The organism is Streptomyces niveiscabiei (assembly GCF_001419795.1).
GTDB lineage: Bacteria > Actinomycetota > Actinomycetes > Streptomycetales > Streptomycetaceae > Streptomyces > Streptomyces niveiscabiei.
Window position 1 is genome coordinate 1 of sequence record NZ_LIRL01000646.1, and the last position, 15,339, is coordinate 15,339.

At 68.7% G+C, this 15,339-nt stretch carries 16 protein-coding genes; 7 read left to right on the forward strand and 9 right to left on the reverse strand.

Annotation, left to right across the window (positions count from 1 at the left end; translation table 11 throughout):
• The coding region (locus AOK24_RS46480; protein ID WP_240554179.1) for a Gfo/Idh/MocA family oxidoreductase at positions 1 to 211 on the forward strand (211 nt) is incomplete at its 5' end.
• Positions 211 to 702: a heme-degrading domain-containing protein gene (locus AOK24_RS29080; RefSeq protein ID WP_055723020.1), complete on the forward strand. Its 492-nt coding sequence runs from the start codon at positions 211 to 213 to the stop codon at positions 700 to 702. The genes AOK24_RS46480 and AOK24_RS29080, both read left to right, overlap by 1 nt.
• 4 nt (positions 703 to 706) lie before the next feature.
• Here AOK24_RS29080 and AOK24_RS29085 read toward each other — a convergent pair whose 3' ends face one another.
• The 4 genes from AOK24_RS29085 to AOK24_RS29100 all read right to left on the reverse strand — a co-directional run bounded on the left by AOK24_RS29085 (position 707) and on the right by AOK24_RS29100 (position 3,769).
• Positions 707 to 1,564: a fumarylacetoacetate hydrolase family protein gene (locus tag AOK24_RS29085; protein WP_055723021.1), complete on the reverse strand. Its 858-nt coding sequence runs from the start codon at positions 1,562 to 1,564 to the stop codon at positions 707 to 709.
• Between the two features lie 136 nt (positions 1,565 to 1,700).
• Positions 1,701 to 2,408, reverse strand: coding sequence for a YidC/Oxa1 family membrane protein insertase (locus tag AOK24_RS29090; protein WP_055723022.1), 708 nt, complete (start codon positions 2,406 to 2,408; stop codon positions 1,701 to 1,703).
• 143 nt (positions 2,409 to 2,551) lie between these two features.
• Positions 2,552 to 2,863 carry a DUF6412 domain-containing protein gene (locus tag AOK24_RS29095; protein ID WP_055723023.1) on the reverse strand — a complete coding sequence of 104 codons (312 nt, stop codon included), beginning with the start codon at positions 2,861 to 2,863 and terminating at the stop codon, positions 2,552 to 2,554.
• Between the two features lie 120 nt (positions 2,864 to 2,983).
• Positions 2,984 to 3,769: a class E sortase gene (locus tag AOK24_RS29100; protein ID WP_240554180.1), complete on the reverse strand. Its 786-nt coding sequence runs from the start codon at positions 3,767 to 3,769 to the stop codon at positions 2,984 to 2,986.
• Positions 3,770 to 4,032: 263 nt separating this feature from the next.
• Here AOK24_RS29100 and AOK24_RS29105 point away from each other — a divergent pair, with 263 nt between their 5' ends.
• The 3 genes from AOK24_RS29105 to AOK24_RS46485 all read left to right on the forward strand — a co-directional run bounded on the left by AOK24_RS29105 (position 4,033) and on the right by AOK24_RS46485 (position 7,207).
• Complete coding sequence (locus tag AOK24_RS29105) at positions 4,033 to 5,508, forward strand: glycoside hydrolase (RefSeq protein WP_055723024.1); 1,476 nt, start codon at positions 4,033 to 4,035, stop codon at positions 5,506 to 5,508.
• A 187-nt stretch (positions 5,509 to 5,695) separates the two neighbouring features.
• Complete coding sequence (locus tag AOK24_RS29110; protein ID WP_055723025.1) at positions 5,696 to 6,709, forward strand: SEC-C domain-containing protein; 1,014 nt, start codon at positions 5,696 to 5,698, stop codon at positions 6,707 to 6,709.
• A gap of 99 nt (positions 6,710 to 6,808) precedes the next feature.
• Positions 6,809 to 7,207 carry a very short patch repair endonuclease gene (locus tag AOK24_RS46485; protein WP_240554181.1) on the forward strand — a complete coding sequence of 133 codons (399 nt, stop codon included), beginning with the start codon at positions 6,809 to 6,811 and terminating at the stop codon, positions 7,205 to 7,207.
• Here AOK24_RS46485 and AOK24_RS29115 read toward each other — a convergent pair.
• The 4 genes from AOK24_RS29115 to AOK24_RS29130 all read right to left on the reverse strand — a co-directional run bounded on the left by AOK24_RS29115 (position 7,133) and on the right by AOK24_RS29130 (position 12,656).
• Positions 7,133 to 8,482, reverse strand: coding sequence for a DNA cytosine methyltransferase (locus AOK24_RS29115; RefSeq protein ID WP_165854556.1), 1,350 nt, complete (start codon positions 8,480 to 8,482; stop codon positions 7,133 to 7,135). The two genes, AOK24_RS46485 and AOK24_RS29115, sit on opposite strands and share 75 nt — an antisense overlap.
• Before the next feature lie 179 nt (positions 8,483 to 8,661).
• Positions 8,662 to 10,467: a DEAD/DEAH box helicase gene (locus AOK24_RS29120; RefSeq protein ID WP_055723026.1), complete on the reverse strand. Its 1,806-nt coding sequence runs from the start codon at positions 10,465 to 10,467 to the stop codon at positions 8,662 to 8,664.
• Positions 10,464 to 11,897: a ParB N-terminal domain-containing protein gene (locus tag AOK24_RS29125; RefSeq protein ID WP_055723027.1), complete on the reverse strand. Its 1,434-nt coding sequence runs from the start codon at positions 11,895 to 11,897 to the stop codon at positions 10,464 to 10,466. Before AOK24_RS29125 ends, AOK24_RS29120 begins: the two co-directional genes overlap by 4 nt.
• A 60-nt stretch (positions 11,898 to 11,957) precedes the next feature.
• Positions 11,958 to 12,656 carry a hypothetical protein gene (locus AOK24_RS29130; protein ID WP_055723028.1) on the reverse strand — a complete coding sequence of 233 codons (699 nt, stop codon included), beginning with the start codon at positions 12,654 to 12,656 and terminating at the stop codon, positions 11,958 to 11,960.
• Positions 12,657 to 12,987: 331 nt separating this feature from the next.
• Between AOK24_RS29130 and AOK24_RS29135 the strand changes: the two genes are divergently transcribed.
• Positions 12,988 to 13,932 (forward strand): hypothetical protein, encoded by a 945-nt coding sequence (locus AOK24_RS29135; protein ID WP_055723029.1) that lies wholly within the window; start codon positions 12,988 to 12,990, stop codon positions 13,930 to 13,932.
• Positions 13,933 to 14,040: 108 nt separating this feature from the next.
• Positions 14,041 to 14,946 (forward strand): arginase family protein, encoded by a 906-nt coding sequence (locus AOK24_RS29140; protein ID WP_055723030.1) that lies wholly within the window; start codon positions 14,041 to 14,043, stop codon positions 14,944 to 14,946.
• On the opposite strand, the gene AOK24_RS29145 is transcribed toward AOK24_RS29140, so the two are convergent.
• The coding region (locus tag AOK24_RS29145; protein WP_159052022.1) for an alpha/beta fold hydrolase at positions 14,924 to 15,339 on the reverse strand (416 nt) is incomplete at its 5' end. The genes AOK24_RS29140 and AOK24_RS29145 overlap by 23 nt on opposite strands.

A 15,339-nucleotide genomic window follows, 5' to 3' on the forward strand; every position in this document is an offset into this window, starting at 1 on the left:
CCGCCATACGTCACCGAGTTCGCCGTCGACCGGGGGCGGGCGGGCCGTGCCGACCCTACCTGGGGACTACCCCGCCTACTACGCTGCGGTGACCGAGGCACTGACCGGCGGCGGCCCGAACCCGGTGCCCGCCACCGAGGCGGCCACCGCCCTCGACGTCCTGGAGGCGGCCCGCCGTTCGGCACGAGACGGATCGACGGTGAACCTGTGATGGTGAACGACAACCCCGCCCTGGAAATCACCCCCACGCTCGACGAGCTGAAATCCCAGGAACGGCGTCTGGTATTCCGGCAATTCACTTACGACGACGCCTGGGCGCTGGGTTCTCTCCTGGTCGGACTGGCCCGTGAGCGCGAGGCTCCCGTGGCGATCGACATCCACCGCGCCGGACAGCAGCTCTTCCATGCCGCGCTGCCCGGCTCGTCCCCCGACAACGACGTCTGGATCGCCCGGAAACGCCGGGTCGTGGAGCGGTACGGTTCCGCTTCCTATCTGGTGGGCGCGGAATTCAGGGCGAAGGGGACGACTTTCGAGGAATCGTCCCGCCTCGACCCCGACACGTACGCGGCGCACGGCGGTTCTTTCCCCGTCACCGTGGAGGGAGTGGGCGTGATCGGGGCCGTGACGGTGTCGGGGCTTCCGCAGCTGGAGGACCACAGGCTCGTGGTCGAGGCGCTGGAGGAATTCCTCAGGAAGGACTGACGGCTCAGGCGTCCTTGAATTCCTGCCGCTGCCGCCCGAGCCCTTCGATCTCCAGCTCCACCACGTCACCGGCCCGGAGATAGGGCTTGGGCTCGGGCCTTCCCAGCGCGACCCCGGCGGGCGTACCGGTATTGATGACGTCGCCGGGGTAGAGCGTCATGAACTGGCTGACATAGCGCACGACCTCGCCCACCGGGAATATCTGTTCGGCGGTGGTGCCGTTCTGCTTCTGTTCTCCGTTGACCCAGAGTTTCAGCGTGAGGTTCTGCGGGTCGGGAATCTCGTCGGAGGTCACCAGCCAGGGTCCGAGCGGGTTGAACGTCTCGCAGTTCTTTCCCTTGTCCCAGGTGCCGCCCCGTTCGATCTGGAATTCACGTTCCGACACGTCGTGCGCCACCGCGTAACCGCCGACATGCGCGAGCCCTTCCTCGGCGGATTCCAGATAGCGGGCGGTACGGCCGATGACGACCGCCAATTCGACTTCCCAGTCCGTCTTCACGGAACCGCGCGGCACGAGAACCGTGTCATAGGGGCCCACGATCGTGTCGGCGGCCTTGAAGAAGACCACCGGTTCCGCGGGCGGCTCGGCGCCGGTCTCCCGGGCGTGGTCGTGGTAATTGAGGCCGATGCACACGATCTTCCCGATCCGGCCGACCGGCGCCCCCACGCGTTCCGCGTCCGCGTCGATCACGGGCAGTCCACCGCCGGCGACGGCGTCCCGGACCCGCGCCAGGGCCGCCCCGTCCGCGAGGAGGGCGCCGTCGATGTCGTCCACGAGTCCGGAGAGGTCCCGTAGTACTCCAGCGGTATCCAGCGCCGCGGGGCGTTCCGCCCCCGCCGTACCGACGCGCAGCAGCTTCATGGCCGTAGTACCTCTCCCTCGCTGGTGGTACGTCTCCGGTGACCCCAGCCCTCCGATGTCTGCTCGAATCCTCCGATCTCTCTGTTCAGTCCGCAATACCCCGTTCACGTGCTGGACCGCCGTGACGGCGGGTGCGTCACCTGTGGAGCAGCGCCCTCTCCGCCGTCCCCCACGCCGTGCTCGTCACGATGTACAGCGCGGCGGCCAGGGGGACGACGGCGACGCTCACCAGCGTGAAGAACGACAGGTACGGCATCACCCGGGTGACCGCGCCGAGGCCCGGGACCTCGCTGCCCGGGGCTGCCGGCACGCTCGCGCTCAGGGTGCGCCGGCCCTGCCGGTACCCGAACCAGGCGACGACCGCGACGAGGGCGAAGAGGCCCAGGTAGACGAGGCCCGCCGGGCCGAACAGGCCGCCGTCGCCCAGCGCGTCGGTCCACCGCTTCCCCAACGGCGCGGCCAGCAGCTCGTGTTCGAGGAGGCCGTTGGGCTCGCCGCCGATCGCCGGGCGGGAGAAGAGGTGGAACAGGACGAAGAACACCGGGAGTTGGACCAGGCTCGGCAGGCAGCCCGCGAGCGGGGACACCTGTTCCTTCGCGTGCAGCTCCAGGACCGCCTTCTGGAGGCGCTCCGGGTCCTTGCCGTGCTTCTTGTTCAGTTCGGCGATCTTCGGTTGCAGTGCCTTCCGCGCCTTCTGCCCGCGCGCCGACGCCCGGGACAAGGGGTGGACGAGGAGGCGGACGAGGGCGGTCAGCAGGATGATCGCGGCGGCTGCCGCGGAGGCGTGGAAGAGGGGTTCGAGCAGGGCGGCGAACCGCTCGACCAGGGACGCGAGGACGGACATGGTGGGTGAGCCCTCCGGGGGTCTCGTCGTGCCGGGAGTGGTGGGGCGGCATGACGACTCACGCGGGCAGGGGCGTGCCCCAGGGGAGGAGGGCGGGCTTCTCCGAGCTTCTCTCGCCGCCCGGTCCGTGACCTGCGGGTGCCCTACGCGGTGGTCGTCCGGAGGGCGAGCCCTGGGGCCCTGGGCCTGGAGCGGCCCGAGGCGTCGGGGTCACGTTGCGGCAGGAAGGCCGTACGGCGGGCCCTGTCCCGGATCGCCGTGCGTATGCGCGTGCCCGGGACGGGGGGTGCGCAGCGGGCGGCGAGGAGGCGGCAGAGGGCGAACGCCGAGCCGATCGCGGCGGCCACGGCGAGGGTGGCGGAGAGGGGGCCGGTGTCGAGGAGGACGGTGCCGGCGAGGAGGACGAGGAGGGAGGCGAACGCGCGTACCGGGAACCGGCTCTGCAATCGCTCCATCGTTCACTCCCCCTCTGTCGCTCGGCCCGGCCGGACTCGGCCAGGCAGCCTGATCGGTGCCTGCGCCCTGAAGACGAACGGGCTCCCCCTGCGGTTCCCGCCCCGGACGATCTTTTTCGCTCACCCCCGCCGCTCGCTGGACACCAGCTTCCCCCACACCACCAGCCGGTACCGGGACGTGTACTCCGGGGTGCAGGTGGTCAGCGTGACGTACGCCCCAGGTATGTCGTACCCGTACCCGGGATGCACGATCGAGCGGGGTACGGGGCGTAGTACTCCGGAGTCACGGGCCGAGGTCTGCGGCAGGATGCGGTCGACGGCGTACGTGTAGACGGTGGACGCGGTCTCCACCCGTACGGCGTCACCCCGCCGGAGCCGGTCGAGGTGCCGGAAGGGCTCGCCGTGGGTGTTGCGGTGGGCGGCGAGGGCGAAGTTGCCCCGGGCGCCGGGCTGTCGGGTGCCGGGGTAGTGGCCGGCGTACCCCTTGTCGAGGACGCCCCGCTTGTCGATGCCCTCGGCGATCGGGACGCGGACACCGAGGCGGGGGAGGACGAGGACGGCGTACGCCTGGGAGTGCCGGGGGGTAGTACCTCCGGAGGACCGGCCCGGACGTCCCCCGGCGGAACCGGACCCGCGGTCGGAGCCGGCGGCGGGGCCCTCCTCGGAGGAGTCGCCCGGGGACGGCTCCCGCCCGCTCCCCCACTGCCGCTCCAGCGCCCGGACCTGGCGCTCGGCGCCCTGCCTGGCCTCCTGGTTGGTCCACCAGAGCTGGTGGACCACGAGCAGCAGACCCAACACCCCTGCCGTGACGAGGAGTTCGGCGCCGGTCCACAGGAACCTCCGGCGCCGGGCGCGCCGGCGCAGGACGCGGTGCTGCACGACGTGCTGGACGACGGGATTCGGCACGCGGGACCACCTCCGCCACGTCAGGCCCCGATCCGGGGTGCGGGGACCATAAGCGATGGGGACCAAACTCTCCAGACCTGCCCATTCACGGCGTCGCGTTCGTCCGGTCGAACCCTTCTTCCATCGGTTTGTGAAAGGGCTGTCGCATGTCTCGACAACACGGCACGGCACCCCTGATGCTTCCTGTCGCACCCCCACGGGGCCGGCGGACGACCGGACCCTCCCCACAACCGTCGATCGACGACGATCGAACCGGAGTAGCCATGATCCGACGCAGGACACTGCTCGCGGCCGGCGGCGGCGCGTTCCTCGGCACCGCCCTGGCCACCGGCACGGCCCACGCCGACGCGACGATTTCCGTCAACCCCGGCTCCACGTACGGCACTTGGGAGGGCTGGGGCACGTCCCTGGCCTGGTGGGCGAACGTCTTCGGCGCCCGGGACGACTTCGCCGACATCTTCTTCACCACCAAGTCGACGACGTACAACGGCACTTCGCTGCCCGGCCTGGGCCTCAACATCGCGCGCTACAACCTGGGCGCGTGCAGCTCGAACTCGGTGAACGGCGAGTCGATGGTGGCCTCGCCCAACATCCCCGCGTTCAAGCAGATCGAGGGCTACTGGCAGGACTGGAACAACGAGGACCCCACCTCCTCGGCGTGGAAGTGGACGGCGGACGCCAAGCAGCGCGCCATGCTCCAGAAGGCGGTCGCGCGCGGCGCGACGACCGAGCTGTTCGCCAACTCCCCCATGTGGTGGATGTGTTCGAACCACAACCCGTCCGGCGCGACCGGCGGCGGCAACAACCTCACGACGTGGAACTACCGCCAGCACGCCTCCCATCTCGCGGCGGTCGCCCTGTACGCCAGGAACAACTGGGGCGTGAACTTCGCGACGGTCGACCCCTTCAACGAGCCCGCGTCGTCCTGGTGGACGGCGACCGGCACGCAGGAGGGCTGCCACATGGACGCGACCGTTCAGGCGGCCGTACTCCCCTACATGCGCAGCGAGTTGGACAAGCGGGGCCTGGCCGGCGTACGGATCTCGGCGAGCGACGAGACCAACTACGACACGGCGCGCAGCACGTGGAACGCGTTCTCGTCGACGACCAAGGGGTACGTCAACCAGGTCAACGTGCACGGATATCAGGGGTCCGGCGGGCGGAGGGACCTGCTCTACACGGACGTCGTGACGACGTCCGGCAAGAAGCTGTGGAACTCCGAGACCGGCGACAACGACGGCACCGGCATGTCCATGGCCAGCAACCTCCTCTCCGACTTCCGCTGGCTGCACCCGACGGCGTGGGTGTACTGGCAGGTCATGGACCCCTCGTCGAACTGGGCGATGATCGCGTACGACGCCGCGACGCTCACGCCCGGTGCCGTACAGACGAAGTACTACGTGATGGCCCAGTTCAGCCGGCACATCCGGCCGGGTATGACGATCCTCGACACGGGCGTGAGCTACGCGGTGGCGGCGCTCGACCGGTCGGCGAACCGCCTGGTGATCGTCGCGGCGAACACGGCGACGTCGGCGCAGACCCTGACCTTCGACCTCTCCCGGTTCACCACCGTCTCCGGGGGTTCGGGGGGTGTCGTACCGCGCTGGAGCACGCTCACGACCGGCGGCGGCGACCTCTACACGGCCCGCTCGGACATCCGGGTGTCCGGCAAGACGGTCGCGGTGCCGTTCGCGGCGAAGTCGGTGCAGACGCTCCAGATCGACGGGGTGGTCGTGTAGGGGGTACCTGAGAGGGACGGGGCGCGGGGCGCGCCCCCATACCCCGCAGGTATGACGCGCTCCGCTGTACCTGGGTATGGGGTACTGCCGTACCCGGGTATGGGGTACTGCCGTGAGCCGGGGTACGGACCCACCCCGGCCTGCGGATACCTCACCTTTGTCACCGGCGGGCAGTACCGTGTCGTCCATGCGCCCCGACACGCCCGCCGAGAACGTCGACCACACCGCCGAAGCCGCCCGCCTGGAACGCACCGTGGCCCTCCACCCGGAGGACGCGGAACCGCTCCTGCTGCGGGCGGCGGCCCACCTGGAACTGGCCGGCGACCGCCCCGCGGCAACCGCTCTGTACGACCGCCTGCTGGCGACCCCGGACTCCTTGGACGCCCCGCACCTCACCCGCGCCCTCAAGGCCGCCAACCTCTGGGAGTACGGCCACGAGGCCGAGGCCCGCGCGATCATCGACGGCATCCGCGCGTCCGCCCCGCGCGACCCGGCGCCCTGGGTGATCGTCGCGGAGGCGCTGGAGGCCCACGACGAACTGGAGGACGCGGAGGCGACGTTCACCGACGGCGCCCGCCTCCTCCTGCCGGACGGCGCCGAACCCCCGTACTCCACGCACCCGTTGCTCTTCGGACGCCACCGGGTACGCCGCATGCTGGGCGCGGCCCACGACGACTGGGACCAGCTCGCGGACACCCTCCACACCTCGCCGGTCTCCCTCGACGAACTCCACGACCCCAAGCGCGTCTGGTCGTTGGGCTCGGAGAATCCCGCCGAACTCGCCGCCGAGATCTCCCGCCTCCGCGCCGAACTCGGCGCCTACCGCGAGGCGTTGTCCCGCCCGTTCCCGGTGGCGATCCTCCACTGGCCGGCCGCGGAACTGACCGAACTCCTCACGGCGTACCCGTCCCTCGCGGCCGAATACCCCTCCCACGAAGCCCACTTGGCGACCATAGAGTCCTCCCTCCGCGAACTCGCCGCCTCCGGCACCCCCAACCTGGGCATCGTCACGGGCACGGTCCCCTCCTACGAAGCCTTCGCCGCGTCCGAGGGCACGTCCCCGTCCGACCCGACCCTCCTGCCGCAGTACGCGACGACGCTCGCGGCACGGGGGCGAGCGGTGGCGTGGCCGCCGCAGCGGGGGGCAGAGTGCTGGTGCGGGTCGGGGGTTGTCTATGGGGAGTGCCACGGGACGGAGTGACGGTGGCCTGCCGGGGACTAGGCTCTGGACGTGCCCGATGAACCGCAGTGGGAAGCTCCGGAGGGATCCTGGGCTTCCTCCGCAGCCCGGCGTCGCAACATGCAGGCGATCCGCAGCCGTGACACGAAGCCGGAGCGGCTGATCCGCCGGCTCGTGCACGCCCAGGGACTGCGGTACCGCGTGGCTGCCCGTCCCCTGCCGGATCTCCGCCGGACCGCCGATATGGTGTTCCGCCCGGCGAAAGTCGCCGTCTTCGTTGACGGCTGCTACTGGCATGGCTGCCCTGAGCACTACGTTCCACCGAAGACCAATTCAGGATATTGGTCGGAGAAAGTCCTGCGTAACGTCAAGCGGGACCGTGACACCGACCAGCGGCTCGAAGAAGCCGGGTGGCTCGTGCTCCGTTTCTGGGAGCACGAGCCATCAGTTTCCTGTGCGGACCAGATTGCCGCGGCGGTTAACCGGCGGCGGCGCGGTATTGATACGCGGCCCGGCTGAGACCTTCACCGGAAATTCCATTTGCTCCGGTGTCTCGGTCTCCGCAGCAGAGCCGTCAAGGTCCAGCTCGTAGCCCTTGAGGAGTTCGCTGCGGCTCTCCGGCCGGAGCACCGCGGCGATCGCCCGGCCTACCGCTTCAGCGACCGGCGGGGGAAACGCGTTTCCGACCTGCCGGTACTGAGCCGTCTTCTTTCCCTGGAATTTCCAGTCCGCCGGAAATCCCTGAATAATAGCGGCCTGCTCAACCGTCAGCATGGGGCCAGCGGGGCGGAAAAGGTCGCGCTCGGGATCGCATTTCTCGGGTTCGTTGGCAACCCCCATCCCATCCACACCGAGAACCTCCCAGGCACGCTTGGCCCGGGTAGGCCCAAGATCCGCTCCACCGTGCTTCTTCGAGCCGCCGACCAGCGTCGGAGCGGCCCCCTTGCCTTGAGCTGCCGCCTCAGAAGCCTTCCGCAGCCATTCCTGGTAGACCTGCTTGCCCGTACGCTCCCCGGGCTTAGCTCGCTCGCCGAACACGTTCTTCGTCCAGAACTTCCGGCAGCGCGCCTCCATGCTGGCGGAAAGCTCATCGACTACCGTCGCCTGCTTCCCCAATGCCTTGACCGGCCAGACGAATTGATTCGATCCAAGCGCATCCTTATGGATCACGACCAGGATTGCGCGCGGCCGAAGCTGAGGGACACCAAAGTTACTCGCGTCAATCCGGCGCCAGACCTTCCGCATGGCCCGGTCCTGCTCGGCAGCCGTCCAGTAATCTTTGACCTCGGGAACCGCATAGCCGAGTTCCCCCAGTTCATTGAGGATCTGCCTGCGGTAGTCGATGAAAACCTCTGGGGGTTCCAGAATTCCCCGGACATTCTCAATCATGACCGCTCTCGGCAGGAGATCACGAATAATCTTGAGAGCATCCGGAAACAGATCACGCTCATCATCCTGGCCTAGCTGCTTTCCCGCAAGCGAGAATGGCGGGCAAGGAACACCTCCGGCCAGCAGATCCAGCTCCTTGGGGCCGACTGGGAGATCGCGGCGCACGTCGGAATCAAGGAATTCCTTCACGTCCATAGGCTCAAGGCCGAGAGCCCTCGCCTCATCCCACCCCGGCCAGCCGCTCACATTCGCCTGGAGGGTCTTCACCGCGCTCGGGTCCCACTCCACGAGCCCCAGGTGATCGAACCCCGCGCTGTGCAGACCGACAGCTTGTCCGCCCGCCCCCGCACAGATCTCCAACGAGGTCAGTGGCGAGGTGAACTGCGGGCGCTCGCGGCCGCTCATAGGGTTCCTTCCGGGAGTGACTCAAAACCGGCCCCAAGTGTTCCAGAGCACATGCCCTGCCGACTCTTAAACACTCACGGCACCATGAGTCTCCCACCTGTCACACCGGGAACCCAACGGGGCCAGGGCAAGCGCGGCCAGCGCCCGCCCTGGTGCCGGAAAGCACAGCGTTAACCCCATCAGCCCCTAATGTGCCGCAACAGCGCCTCAATATCGCTGGGCGCGAGCCCCGCCGCCACGGATGGCTCTTCCTCCAGGTCAGCGAGCTGCTGAACCGTCGGATCGTCCAGGATCCGTCCCATGAACTCCAGCTTCTGGTCCATCCGCACCTCGACCACCTCGTCGATCGTCTCGCGCGCCGCCAGCACCGTGACCCTCGTCTCGGTATCAGGGGCAAGGCCCAGGCGGTGGATACGGTCAAGGCTCTGGAGGTAGCGGCCGGCCATGAAGTCACGGTCCACGTAAACGGCGTCGTGGCAGACGTGGTGGAGGCTGATTCCCTCCCCCAGCGTCGCGGGGTTGGAGATCAGGACCATGCAGCTGGGGTCCTCCCGGAAGCGGCGGAGCTGCTCCTCCCGGTCAGGCGTACCGCCGTACACGACGGCCGGGCTGTACTTCTCCAGCATCTGCGCCAGTGTCGTCAGGCTGCGTACGAAGGTCGTCCAGACCAGCGTCTTGCGGCCCCGCGCGGCGTTCTCCGCGACGATCGCCAGCGCCTCCTTGTACTTGGGCGACAGCTCGTAGTCGGGAAGGTTCTGCACCAGCGAGTACAGGGAGCTGCCCGGCGGGATCTCCAGCGGGGGCAGCTGATAGGCCAGCGGTTCGTACTTGGTGGCGCCCTCCAGCAACAGCGCCGGACTGGTCGCCGCCATCAGCAGGCGCAGCGCCGTCTTGCCGAGCGCGCTGAGGTCCTCCCGGGCGGTGCCGGCGGCCATGCCGCCGACCAGGGAGCTGTAGATCTCGGCGTGCAGGGCGGGCATATCGACGTAGCGCATCCGCAGGGTCATCGGCGGGAGGCCGAGTTCCTGCTTGGTCGTACGGGTGAACAGCGGCCTCAGGACCGTGCTCGCGTAGGCGAGGTCGCCGCCGGCCACCGCGCGGGTCACGGTGCGCTGGCCGTGGCCCGGCCAGACGAAGCCGAGCAGGTTCTCCAGGTCTTTGGCGCCGTTCGGGGCCGGCGTTCCCGTAAGGATCAGGCGGCGTTCCGCGAGCGGGCCGAGCGCCATGCACGCGGCGCCGTACGTCCCCCGCGCACCCAGCTTCATGCGGTGCGCCTCGTCAAGGATGATCATCGAGGGCGCGGACTTGAGCCAGTTCGCGAGCAGGGGCAGCGACCGGTCCAGGCGCTCGTAGTTGACGATGAGCACCTCCGCCCATTCGTCCAGCGAGCCGTCCAGGACGTGGGTGCGCAGCGGGTAGCCGAAGCAGACGGCGGTCTCGTAACGCCAGGACTCGTACGCCGACTTGGGGCAGACGACCAGCAGCCTGGTGGCGTTCCCCCGGGCCCGCTGTGCGGCGTACACGGCGAGCGCCACGCGTGTCTTGCCGGCCCCGGGCACGCTGAAGTTCGCGCCGTGCCCAAGGGAGAGCAGCTTGGCGATGTCCCGGCGCTGGAAGGTGTTGAGGTCGGCCTCCCAGGCGTCCCCGAGCAGGCTCAGCACCTCGTCGGCGACGACCTCCGAGGGTGCGGTTCCGGAGCCGGCCAGCCGTTCCTCGACCAGCCTGGAGTCCTTGACCACGCCGGATACGAGGTTGCGCAGTTCCGGCGCCCACTCCACACCGGCGTGGTCAGGCCAGCCACTGAGGACGCTCAGGTCCGCGAGGAGTTCGTCGAGCGCGACCGAGGCGGAGAGCGGGCCCAGCTGGCCGCCGGTACGGAACCGGGCGGCCAGCTGGACGAGGTCCTGGCGGTACTGCTCGGTGGTCCGCAGGACCACACGGGTGCGCGTGTCGTCGAACCCCAGGTGCAGAGACGTTTCCGTCACCGGTTGCCCTCCGCCGTGGCGGCGGCGATCAGCCAGGAGACGCCGTCGCCGGGGTTGGGGATGCCGCGTCCGGCCTGCTGGGCGAGCTTGCGCAGGCTGGTCTGGAGCTTGAGGACGGCCTCGTCGAAGGCTTCCTCGTCCAGGCTATTGGAGGTGCGGGCCTGGACCAGTTCGATGACGCACTGGTCGATGCTGGCGCAGGCGTCCGCGAGGCGGGCGGGCGCGAGCTGCTTGCGCTTGCGCAGCCGGGCCTGACGGCCGGCGCTCTCGATCGCCTGGTCGAAGGCGCCCTTGGCCTGGTCGATCACCGACTGGGCTGACGCCTTCTCGCTGTCGGGCACGCTCGCCGTGGTGTTGCGTACCGTGGCCGCCGCCCGGAGGATGCAGTCGTTCAGAGCGCGGGCCGCAGACACCGCCGACGAGGCCGCCGGCACGTCGAGGCCGAGCCCAGGAATGGACACCGACGCGGGCTGCGCGGCCGTACCGCTGTCAGCCAGCTCCACCGGCAACTCCTTCTCCAGATACTCCTCCTTGAGGAACGCCTCGTCGATGTGACGGATGTCCGTCTTCGAGAAGCCGAGCAGAATCGCCGCCAGACGCCGCTCCTTAAGGATCTCGGCCTGGTCCCGGTCGAGGGTCTCCAGCTTCACGTAGAGCCGCTGGAGCTCCTTCAGCCGCTCCTGCGCGCCCTCCCAGTCGACCAGCCGCAGCGCGACTCCCCCGCCGCCCGCGCTGCGCTCGTTCAGCTCCTTGATGACGCTGAGGATCCACCGCTCCTGGTGGTACGTCGCCGTCCTGATCCGGAAGTCCTTGGCGATCTGCTCAGGCGTACGGCCCAGCGCCGCCTGCTCCTCCATGGCGAGCAGACGGTTGATGTACGAGTAGTCACGCCGCTGGTCCTGACGGAGCTGGAGAGCCAGTTCGACAGCGTCGATGTCGGCCTGGGTGAACGACGCGGGGAGCACACCCACCCGCATCGACTGCTTGCCGAGATCCCTCAGGGCAACGGCACGGGTATTGCCGTTGACCAGCACGCCGTGGTGGGTAACCAGTCCGGGGTCGTTCTGACCGAACTGCTTCAGATCCTCCATGAGCTTGTCGAAGTCGGGGTCCCTCAACTCCGGATTCGACGGCTGGGCCTTGAGCAGGGCGGTCAAGTACTCCTGGCCGGCGGCTCCGAAGGGGTCCTGGTCCAGGTTCCGGTCCTGGTCAGGCTTGTGACTGCGCTGGGCGCGGATGCGGTGCGTGCCCGGGTTGAGGTAGAGGTCAGCCAGTGGCAAGTCGACCACGTCGACGTGGATCTGCTGCCCGTTCCAGTCGACCGTGACCGTCTCGCGGGTGCCTCCGGAAGCCCTCACCTCCTCCAGCCGCTTCTTGATCAGGTCGCTGAAGTACTCCGCGCGCGGCGGCGGCGGGAAGTCCCGCACCATGGTTTGCCCCTTACCTTTCTGTCGCCGGTCCTGCCGATTTCCGTTGCCGGTCCTGAAAAATCAGGCGTCCATGTCGTCGATGGCCCGCGCCACCGCGTCACGCGACTCCTGGGGGAGCGTCCGGTAGATCCCCCAGGTCTTCTCGATCGGGCTGAACGAACGCTGGTCGGCGTCCATCCACTTGGCGAAGAGACGCCGCTCCATCGGGGAGAGGTTCTCCACGAGCTCCAGGAAAGCCCCGAGGTCGACCTCGCGGTCAGCTCCGCCGCCCGTCCCGCACTTCTTGCACTCGGTGACGAGCTGGAACTCCTCGGACCCGTCGGAGTGAAGCACCTTACGCCGGGAGACGTTGAGCTTCGACAGCTCGATGCCGCCCTCCTCGTACGTCTCGCCGGCACCCACGCCGCACGAGCGGCACAGGTGGTTGTCGTCCTGGAGAACCTTCGAACGCTGAGCGGCGGTCAAGCTGGCCTTGTGCTTCGGCGCCTTCGACTTGCCGGGGATCCAGACGTCGGCGCCCCTGGTCACGAACCGCTGCTCCTGCTGGAGCAGGGAGGGGTCGTCGCGGCTCGTGTCGATCCGCCAGCCGTGGTCCCGCAGATCCCGCAGCCTGCGGTCGATCTGCGCGACGTCCGGGAACGCCTCGCGGAGCTGGGCCTTGGTGAAGATGTTCCCCTCACCTACAACGGTGACCAGCCACAGCGCGGCCCGCACCATGCTGCCGAACTGCTTGTCCTGGTAGGACGGAACGTTTCCCATGAGCGCCTCCTGAACTCGTGCCAATGGCACGCCTATTACTTCGGAGAGTGCCGCCAACACGACTGACCGTGCACGGCATATGGACTCCGAGACCCCCTGCTCCCTTGCGGCTCCTCAAGTCTGACATCACAGTCCGGGCTGAAGTCCAGCCCTTTCCGGCTTGCTCGGGTAAAGCAATTACAGCGCCGTAATTGCTTTACCCGAGCAAGCCGGAGGCGCCGGGGAAACACAGGCATGCCGACCGCGCCCGTGAGGCACAATTGCTGAATCACAGGCCGGACTTGAGGCGGCGGGAAGCAGGGCGGCCTGACCGCCAGGAGGGTGCAGTCGCATGTCATCCACGGGAAGCGGCCCAGTCACGCGCGTCTGGCTGGACCCCGAGAAGGGGTTCTCTGACGACGTACCACCGCAGAAACGGCAGCTCGCGCTCGCCCTCCGGGCGCTGTGCCGTCTACTGAGGTCCACAGACCCTGACGAACCGGGAGATATCCCGCCCCTTCAAGGGGAGGTCGCCGGTCGACTGGAGTGTTCTGCGGATTCTCTGTCGCGATACCTGAACACCCCGAGGATTCCGTCCCAGGAATTCGTTAAGCGCCTATATGCGGCGGCTTGCTCCGATACCGCCGCCAGCGGGCAGTCCGTTGGCATCACCTTGGAGTCGCTCCTTGACCTCCACGCCAGCGCCCTGAGCGAACGGAGGGGGTGCGGGTCCTGCGCGAAGACGGGCGGCCAGCCCGACGCCGCTTGCGCGAAGTGCGCTGACCACGAGCGGCGTCGGCGGCAGGACGCGATGCGTTTGAGGTCGGCCCGCAGGGAAGCCGCAAGGCTGCAAGCGGCGGTAGCCGACCTGAAGGCCGAGCAGGCCGGCCTGCGAGAGCGTTTGACGGCGGCGGAAACCCGCGCTCTGTTGCCGGTCCCCCGCCCGCCAAGGGACCGGCAACAGAGCGCGAAGGACTCGTCGGCGGCACGGCAGGTAGCGGCACAGGCGGCGGAGCTGAACAGCACCGGGCACGAAGGGCACGCGTTCACCCTGATCCGGCAGAGCACAGCGGAGGTACTGACCCCGGCCGAGACCGCGCAAGTCGTCGTGGAGCTGCGACTGCATCCCGGAGGGGACCGGCTCGCGGACGACCTGATCCATGTGTACGGCAGGGATCAGGAGAAGCAGGACGTTATGGCGGTGGCCGTGGGACTGCATGACGAGGGTGCGACGGATGACGCCGGCGCGATACTGCGGGCCGCGCTGAGAACACGTGCCGGCAGCGCCAAGTCCTGAGGTCCACGCCACGCTTTCCCAACTCTCCTTGCGAGAACCGGCGTCGGCGACGCGGCGCCGCTGCGGATCGCCGTGACACGCGGCACCGCGTGTGGACACAATGGCCGGATGCGCCGTCTCGTGGTCATCGACGCCCCCTCCAACCTCGGTCTCCGCCCGCCCTCCGAAGGCACCGTGCCCGGCTGCTACAAACTGGCGGGAGCCCTGCGCGAGCAGCGGTTGGTGCAGCGGCTCGGGGCGTACGAGGGTGGGGTTGTCGTTCCGCCTCGTTATGACCGGGGTGACTGGCAAGAGGGTGACGGCGTGTTCAACGCCGAGGCGATCGCCGGGTATACGCGTAAGCTCGCCAACCGCATCGAACACCACGTCCGCGCCGGCGACTTCCCGATCGTGCTGGGCGGGGACTGTTCCATCCAGCTCGGGGCCTCGCTCGCTCTGCGGCGTATCGGGCGGTACGGGCTCGCGGTCATCGACGGTTCCGCGGACTTCCGGCATGCCGGGAACTCCGGCCGTATCGGTGCGGCGGGCGGCGAGGAACTGGCCATCGCTACCGGGCGCGGCCAGGCGGATCTAGCGGATCTCGAAGGGCTGCGGCCGTATGTCAGGGACGAGGATGTGCGGGTCTTCGGCATCCGGGACTACGACGAAGAGCGGGCCGAGCTCACAGAGCTGAAGATCTCGAACGCGACGGTCGGCGAGATCCGGGAGTGGGGAGCCGAGGACATCGCGGGCGCGGTCGTGCAGACCCTTGAAGTGCCGGTCACTGACGGATTCTGGGTGCATCTGGACGCCGATGTACTGGACCCGTCCGTCATGCCAGCCGTCGACAGCCCCGACCCCGACGGTCTCCTTCCCGGCGAACTGACCCCACTGCTGCGGACGCTGGTGCAGTCGGAACGCTGCGTCGGCTTCAACCTCACGATCTACGACCCGGATCTGGATCCGGACGGCACCTGCGCGGCCCTTCTCACCGACATCGTCCAGGCCGCCTTCAAGCGCCCCGGCTCGGTGTGACGAACGCCGACACCGCCCCGTACAGCTCGGCCGGCTGGTCCAGGTGCACGTCGTGGCCGGCGTCGGGGATGGTTGTCAGGTGGGTGATGTCGGGGCGGCGGGTCTGCATGTCGAGGGGTTCGGAGGGGGGCATGGTGCCGTGGGCGCCTCGAACGACGAGGGTGGGGCAGGGGAGTTGGGACCATTCGGGCCAATGGTCGCGGGTGGTGAGTTCTTGGGCTGCGGCGAGCATCGCTTGGGGGGATATGCGGGGGTGGCCTGTGCCGTCGGGGTGCCAAGTCAGGCTGTCCGCCCAGGCTTTGTGGCCGAAGAAGGTGACTGCGGACTGGTACGAGGGGAACGGCGTCGGCCAACTGGACAGCCAGGCCGCGATGTTGTCGGGGAGGTCGGGGG

Bases quoted from the DNA above. Each gene is read 5' to 3' on its own strand.
- AOK24_RS29130 (WP_055723028.1), bottom strand. From the start codon at position 12,656: ATGGGAAACGTTCCGTCCTACCAGGACAAGCAGTTCGGCAGCATGGTG.
- AOK24_RS29135 (WP_055723029.1), top strand. From the start codon at position 12,988: ATGTCATCCACGGGAAGCGGCCCAGTCACGCGCGTCTGGCTGGACCCC.
- AOK24_RS29090 (WP_055723022.1), bottom strand. From the start codon at position 2,408: ATGTCCGTCCTCGCGTCCCTGGTCGAGCGGTTCGCCGCCCTGCTCGAA.
- AOK24_RS29110 (WP_055723025.1), top strand. From the start codon at position 5,696: ATGCGCCCCGACACGCCCGCCGAGAACGTCGACCACACCGCCGAAGCC.
- AOK24_RS29080 (WP_055723020.1), top strand. From the start codon at position 211: ATGGTGAACGACAACCCCGCCCTGGAAATCACCCCCACGCTCGACGAG.
- AOK24_RS29140 (WP_055723030.1), top strand. From the start codon at position 14,041: ATGCGCCGTCTCGTGGTCATCGACGCCCCCTCCAACCTCGGTCTCCGC.
- AOK24_RS29095 (WP_055723023.1), bottom strand. From the start codon at position 2,863: ATGGAGCGATTGCAGAGCCGGTTCCCGGTACGCGCGTTCGCCTCCCTC.
- AOK24_RS29125 (WP_055723027.1), bottom strand. From the start codon at position 11,897: ATGGTGCGGGACTTCCCGCCGCCGCCGCGCGCGGAGTACTTCAGCGAC.
- AOK24_RS29115 (WP_165854556.1), bottom strand. From the start codon at position 8,482: ATGAGCGGCCGCGAGCGCCCGCAGTTCACCTCGCCACTGACCTCGTTG.
- AOK24_RS29105 (WP_055723024.1), top strand. From the start codon at position 4,033: ATGATCCGACGCAGGACACTGCTCGCGGCCGGCGGCGGCGCGTTCCTC.
- AOK24_RS46485 (WP_240554181.1), top strand. From the start codon at position 6,809: ATGCAGGCGATCCGCAGCCGTGACACGAAGCCGGAGCGGCTGATCCGC.
- AOK24_RS29085 (WP_055723021.1), bottom strand. From the start codon at position 1,564: ATGAAGCTGCTGCGCGTCGGTACGGCGGGGGCGGAACGCCCCGCGGCG.